The 5,759-nt window shown below is 39.2% G+C and carries 3 protein-coding genes and 1 other annotated feature; of the genes, 1 reads left to right on the top strand and 2 read right to left on the bottom strand.

What is annotated here, in order from left to right; all coding sequences use genetic code 11:
- Positions 1-101: 101 nt before the first annotated feature.
- Both BKO01S_RS23525 and tyrS read right to left on the bottom strand, forming a co-directional pair.
- Positions 102-1,007 carry a nuclease-related domain-containing protein gene (locus BKO01S_RS23525; protein WP_066060206.1) on the bottom strand — a complete coding sequence of 302 codons (906 nt, stop codon included), beginning with the start codon at positions 1,005-1,007 and terminating at the stop codon, positions 102-104.
- Between the two features lie 118 nt (positions 1,008-1,125).
- A complete protein-coding gene (gene tyrS, locus BKO01S_RS23520; RefSeq protein ID WP_066060204.1) occupies positions 1,126-2,385 on the bottom strand; it encodes a tyrosine--tRNA ligase in 1,260 nt (419 codons plus the stop codon).
- Between the two features lie 57 nt (positions 2,386-2,442).
- Positions 2,443-2,675: a binding site (T-box leader), on the bottom strand.
- A 145-nt stretch (positions 2,676-2,820) separates the two neighbouring features.
- Between tyrS and BKO01S_RS23515 the strand changes: the two genes are divergently transcribed.
- Positions 2,821-5,718 carry a transglycosylase domain-containing protein gene (locus BKO01S_RS23515; RefSeq protein ID WP_066060202.1) on the top strand — a complete coding sequence of 966 codons (2,898 nt, stop codon included), beginning with the start codon at positions 2,821-2,823 and terminating at the stop codon, positions 5,716-5,718.
- Positions 5,719-5,759 lie beyond the last annotated feature (41 nt).

Genomic DNA, 5,759 nt, shown 5'->3' with positions numbered 1-5,759 from the left:
GCAAATGATCTTCATAGCAACAATGAACTTCATTTCCATGACTATTCTCCAACCAATTGATCTTCATAACACGATGAACTTCATTTCAAACCAATTACACTCTAATCGTAATAAGCCCATTGGTGGATTCCAACAATTTTAAAGTTTTTTTCAAGGAATCTTCTTACCCTTTGCTTAGGAATTATCTCGTTACACCATAAATAAATTTCGATTGTAGTGACTCTCCTTTTCGGAAATAGTAGCTTGTACTCTTTCACACATCGCATTAAAGCTAACGATACATTTTCTTTATTACCACATTCATGACATAAGCAACTTCTCCCCTTTACTGAAATAAAAAATGAGGTGCACTTATGAGATGTAATCCCCTTCCTCACCTCATCATAAAGGTAACTCGGCAATTGCGTATTAGGAGATTCGGTTAGATGAAGGGACACTAACTTTTCAGCTATAATTCTATGTTTTTCACTTAGTTTGGCTGAGGTTGTGTTTAGTCTTTTAAGGAATCTTTTAACTTGAGTAGGAAGAATAAGAGGTTTACCAAGAGGGGCTTGGAACAGGCTGAATTCGGGATTAATAAAAATGACCTTAGCGTTTATCGGAGAGTGGCAGCCCAATTGTTGGAGTAACTGTCGTAACAAAGTTTCACTTCTACTTAATTGGGTAAGAGGATTGGTGACTTCCGTTTTGTTCATTACATACCATTTCTCATTTTCATAATAATAATCACCCTCATAATTCTTGACCTCAAAAAAGTAAACAGTGTCAAAAGTGATCATCAGCGCATCAATCTGAAATACGGTGTGATTGATTCTTAGTAATAAATCGTTCAAAATCAAACAATCACAATCTAGCTTTTCTGTCATCGAATCAAAGAGTACCTCCCCGTCGTATCCTTTTCTTAACACTAAATAATGCTGTTTGTCTTTTTCGATTAAACCCATTCGCGTATTTAAGGCTTCGAGTATTTGTAACTCAGATGATTCACTTCGGGATTTGTATATCATTGTCCACATCCTTTCGTTCCTCTAATTATATAATTGTTTCCATTGCCTTCCTCCCCACATGATTGACTATTTTATTACAACAAAAAAAGGACCGCTCCAAATAGCGGTCCCCACTTCCTTAGTATTTAATCAAGAAGTATTTCTTCTTCCCACGTCGAATAACAGTAAACTCTCCGTCAATACGGTCTTTTTCATCTAATGTGTATTCCAACTCATTTACACGGACTCCATTGATAGAAATCGCGCCATTCGTCACATCTTCACGTGCTTGACGCTTCGATTGAATAATTCCAGCATTCACGAGTAACTCAACAATGTTAAGGCTGCTATCTTGCTCGTAAGTAAATGAAGGCACATCCTTAAAGCCTTGTTTAATTTCGCTACCTGTTAAGCTCTGGATATCCCCGCTAAATAATGCCGCTGAAATTCGAATCGCTTGTTGGAGTGCATCCTCTCCATGGATCAAACGGGTCATCTCTTCTCCTAAAGCCTTTTGTGCCTTACGTAGATGAGGCTCTTCTTGAACAGCCTTTTCCAGCTCTTCAATTTCTTCCTTAGATAAGAATGTAAAGAACTTCAGGTACTTAATTACATCTGCATCACTTGTGTTAATCCAGAACTGGTAGAACTCGTAAGGTGACGTTTTTTCTGGATCTAACCAAACCGCTCCACCCTCGGTTTTTCCAAATTTCGTTCCATCTGCTTTTGTCACTAGAGGAATCGTTAAACCAAATGCTTTTGATCCTTCTGGTGACATCTTTCTGATTAATTCTAGACCCGTTGTAATATTGCCCCATTGGTCACTTCCACCAATTTGCATTCGACACTCATGGTTTTTATGAAGGTAGTAGAAATCCATTGCTTGTAAAATGGTGTACGTAAACTCTGTGAACGAGATCCCTGTTTCTAAACGAGAGGAAATGGTATCCTTAGCCAGCATGTAATTGACTCCCACATGCTTTCCAAAGTCACGTAAAAACGTAACGATATCCATAGATCCGGCCCAATCGTAGTTATTTACCATTACTGCGCCATTTTCCCCTTCAAAATTAAACAGTCGGTTCAGCTGTCCTTTAATTCCGTTTACATTCACCTGAACTTGCTCAAGTGTTTGAAGCTTTCGCTCTTCACTTTTTCCACTCGGATCACCAATCAGTCCTGTTGCTCCTCCAACTAATACAATCGGTCGATGTCCCGCTTGCTGAAAACGTCTTAAAGTTAAGAATGGAAGCAAATGACCGATATGCATGCTGTCAGCTGTTGGATCTACCCCACAGTACAACGAAATCTTCTCTTTATCTAAAACGTCTTTAATGCCCTCTTCATCTGTTTGTTGGTAGACGATTCCTCGCCACTGTAAGTCCTGTAATAAATCCATACAAACTTCCTCCTTATTTGTGAGAAAAATAAAAAAGCCCCTCCGAATCAAATGATTCGAAGGGACGATAAATATCAATCGCGGTACCACCCAACTTGAGGAACAGAATTGCTCCTCCACTTAACAAGATAACGGAATAACCGTTTACTGCTATGACTGACTTTTAAACACAGGTTCACAGTAAATGCTCAGGGAGGTAATTCGTTTTTCTACATGTACTGACTCGCATCAACCGCCAGCTTTCTTTAACAGAGATAGAACAACTACTAATTTCCCGTCAAGGCAAAAATATTAAGGTGTTATTAGCATTTTTAACATAAAAGATCAATCATTGTCAATCCAATTTCAGGAAAATTCTCATAAAACGACAGGATTCCCCTTTCTTAAAGCCGTTTTATGCTATAATATAAGATGATTTTAGGGGGAATGTTGCCAATGAAAGAAAAATTTAATTGGAAAGAAAAACTGAGGACAGTGCTTCACCTGATTACAAATAAAAAAACAGTAAAAGGTGCAAGCATTACCTATCAAGTAGTTTGGAACCTGACCTTAATATTACTTATTATTATTCTACTTGGTGGGGCGTTTGCAGGTGGTGTTGGAGCAGGCTACTTCGCATCATTGACAAAAAACGAACCTATCCGATCTTACGAAAGTATGAAGAAAGATATATACAACTATGAAGAAACATCAAATCTTTATTTTGCTAATGATGTTTACCTCGGAAAGCTTCGAACGGATTTAGAGAGGGAAGAAGTAAAATTAGAAGAAGTATCCGATTATTTACTAAAAGCGGTCGTTGCTACTGAGGACGAGTACTTTTATGAACATGACGGGGTAGTTCCTAAGGCGATTTTACGTGCACTTTTTCAAGAGGTAACAAACTCCTCTGTTCAGTCTGGTGGAAGTACCTTAACCCAACAGCTAATAAAAAACCAAATCTTAACAAACGAAATTTCTTTTGAACGCAAAGCAAAAGAAATACTACTTGCTCTTCGTTTGGAAAAGTTTTTTGACAAAAAAGAAATTTTGGAAGCGTATTTAAATGTATCGACCTTTGGTAGAAATTCCTCTGGAAGAAATGTTGCTGGAGTTGAGTCAGCTGCAAAGGGATTATTCGGAATTAGTGCAAAGGAACTATCACTCCCACAAGCAGCCTTTATTGCTGGTTTGCCGCAGAGTCCTTTCGGCTATACTCCTTTTACCAATAAAGGAGAGCTAAAAAAGAACCTTGAGCCAGGGTTAACAAGAATGAAGACGGTATTGCAAAGAATGTACGAAAATAACTCGATTACAAAAGATCAATACGATGAGGCATTATCGTATGACGTAACGAAGGATTTTATCCCTTCGGGGACAAGCTCGATTGAGCAATACCCTTGGGTTACTTTTGAAATCGAAAAAAGAGCTGTAGACATACTAGCCAAAATTCTAGCTGAAAAAGATGGTTATACAGAAGAAGACTTACAAAATGACAATGCTTTGTTTGAAGAATATCAAACACTTGCTGATAGAGATATCCGTCGTAATGGGTATGAAATTCACTCCACGATTGATAAAAATATATACGATGCGATGGATCGGGTGAAAAGTGAATATCAAAACTATGGACCGGACAAGGCAGAAACGGTTATAGACCCCGAAACTGGGGAAGAAGTGACCATTATGGAACCTGTCCAAGTAGGTGCGATTCTTATCGAAAATAAAACCGGTAAGATTTTGAGTTTTGTAGGTGGTAGAGAGTATTCAGAAGACTCTCAGCTAAATCATGCGACAAATGCCATTCGTCAAAATGGTTCAACGATGAAGCCGCTACTTGTTTACGCTCCTGCTTTTGAGCTAGGGAGAGCTGCACCTGGTACCATTTTACCTGACGTGCCGCTACGATTGGCACCAGGTATTAACCGCCCTTGGCCAACGAACTATGATAAGAGCTATAGCGGACTAGTTACAGCAAGATATGCTTTAGCAAAATCATTCAACGTTCCTGCTGTTAAACTATACAAAGATATTATTGGTCAGAGACCAGCGGAATACTTAAAAAAGATGGGATTCTCCAATTTAACTCCTGGTGACTATGAGCAATTGTCAACGGCTATTGGCTCATTAGATAATGGAGTAACAGTTGAAGAGAACACAAATGCATTCGGGACTTTTGCAAATGGTGGACAATTTATCGATGCATATATGATTGAAAAAATTGTTGATAAAGACGGCAATATTCTTTACCAGCATGAGGTAAAACCGGTAGAAGTATTCAGCCCACAAACCGCTTACCTTACGATCGATATGATGCGTGACGTAATTAGTATGGGAACAGCAACTTCTGTTAGAAATCGTTTGAAATTCTCATCCGATTGGGCCGGTAAAACCGGTACAGGAACAGATTTCCACGATGCTTGGTTCGTGGCTGTCAATCCAAATGTCTCATTCGGGATTTGGAATGGGTACGATACACCAAAATCTCTAAAATCATCTGGCCTTAACTATAGCTTACGAAATAACTATCTATGGGCAGACTTAATGAATGCTGCCTATGATATTAATCCAGGTTTAATCGATCCAGCTGAAGGCTTTAAGATGCCTGGTGGAATTGTAAGGCGTTCATTCTGTGGTATTTCTGGATTGCTCCCTTCAGATGCTTGTTCGAAGGCTGGGCTAGTTCAAACCGATTTATTTAATGCGAAATACGTACCAACGACTGTTGACGACAGCTTAGTACAAGGTAAATATGTGACAATTGGAGATAAAAAGTATTTAGCACTAGATTCAACTCCGGCTGAATTTGCTGAATCAGGAATGATCTTGAACCCTGATTATATTGAAAAACTCTTTGGAATTAAGACAGGAGTTCAAAACCTCATTCCTAAGAAGAACAATAGCAATTGGGCTAACATACTTCTTCCTGATGACAAGCTTTCAGATAATGGGAAGGCACCATCTCCACTTTCGATAGGTGTCAACGGAAACCAAATTACTTGGGGTTCTCACCCTGAAAACGATATTGTTGGATATCGGGTTTATATGAATGGAAATAAAGTGGCTAGTATTAAAACTGGTTCTTCACTTGCCTTTAGTGGTGGAAACGGTAAATATTATGTGACTGCAGTAGATATCGCTGGACAGGAGTCAGCTCCTTCGAACGAGGCATTAATCGGGCCAAAAGAAGAGGAAAAACCCGCTGAACCACCAGCTACGGAACCTGGTACTGAAACAGGCACGGATCCTGGTACAGGAGGAGAAACTGGTTCTGGTGGCGAAACTGGTTCCGGAAACGGAAATGGGAACGGGACAAATCCTGGTAACAATGGTGGAAATGGTTCAAACGGATAACAAAAAAGCAATCCTCTGTGAATATGAACTGCCCCATAAAT

Source organism: Robertmurraya korlensis NBRC 107688 (assembly GCF_001591645.1).
GTDB lineage: Bacteria > Bacillota > Bacilli > Bacillales > Cytobacillaceae > Robertmurraya_A.
The sequence above is the reverse complement of the archived record's forward strand: the minus strand, read 5'-3'. Positions and strand labels throughout refer to the sequence as shown.

Bases quoted from the DNA above. Each gene is read 5' to 3' on its own strand.
- BKO01S_RS23525 (WP_066060206.1), bottom strand. From the start codon at position 1,007: ATGATATACAAATCCCGAAGTGAATCATCTGAGTTACAAATACTCGAA.
- BKO01S_RS23515 (WP_066060202.1), top strand. From the start codon at position 2,821: ATGAAAGAAAAATTTAATTGGAAAGAAAAACTGAGGACAGTGCTTCAC.
- tyrS (WP_066060204.1), bottom strand. From the start codon at position 2,385: ATGGATTTATTACAGGACTTACAGTGGCGAGGAATCGTCTACCAACAA.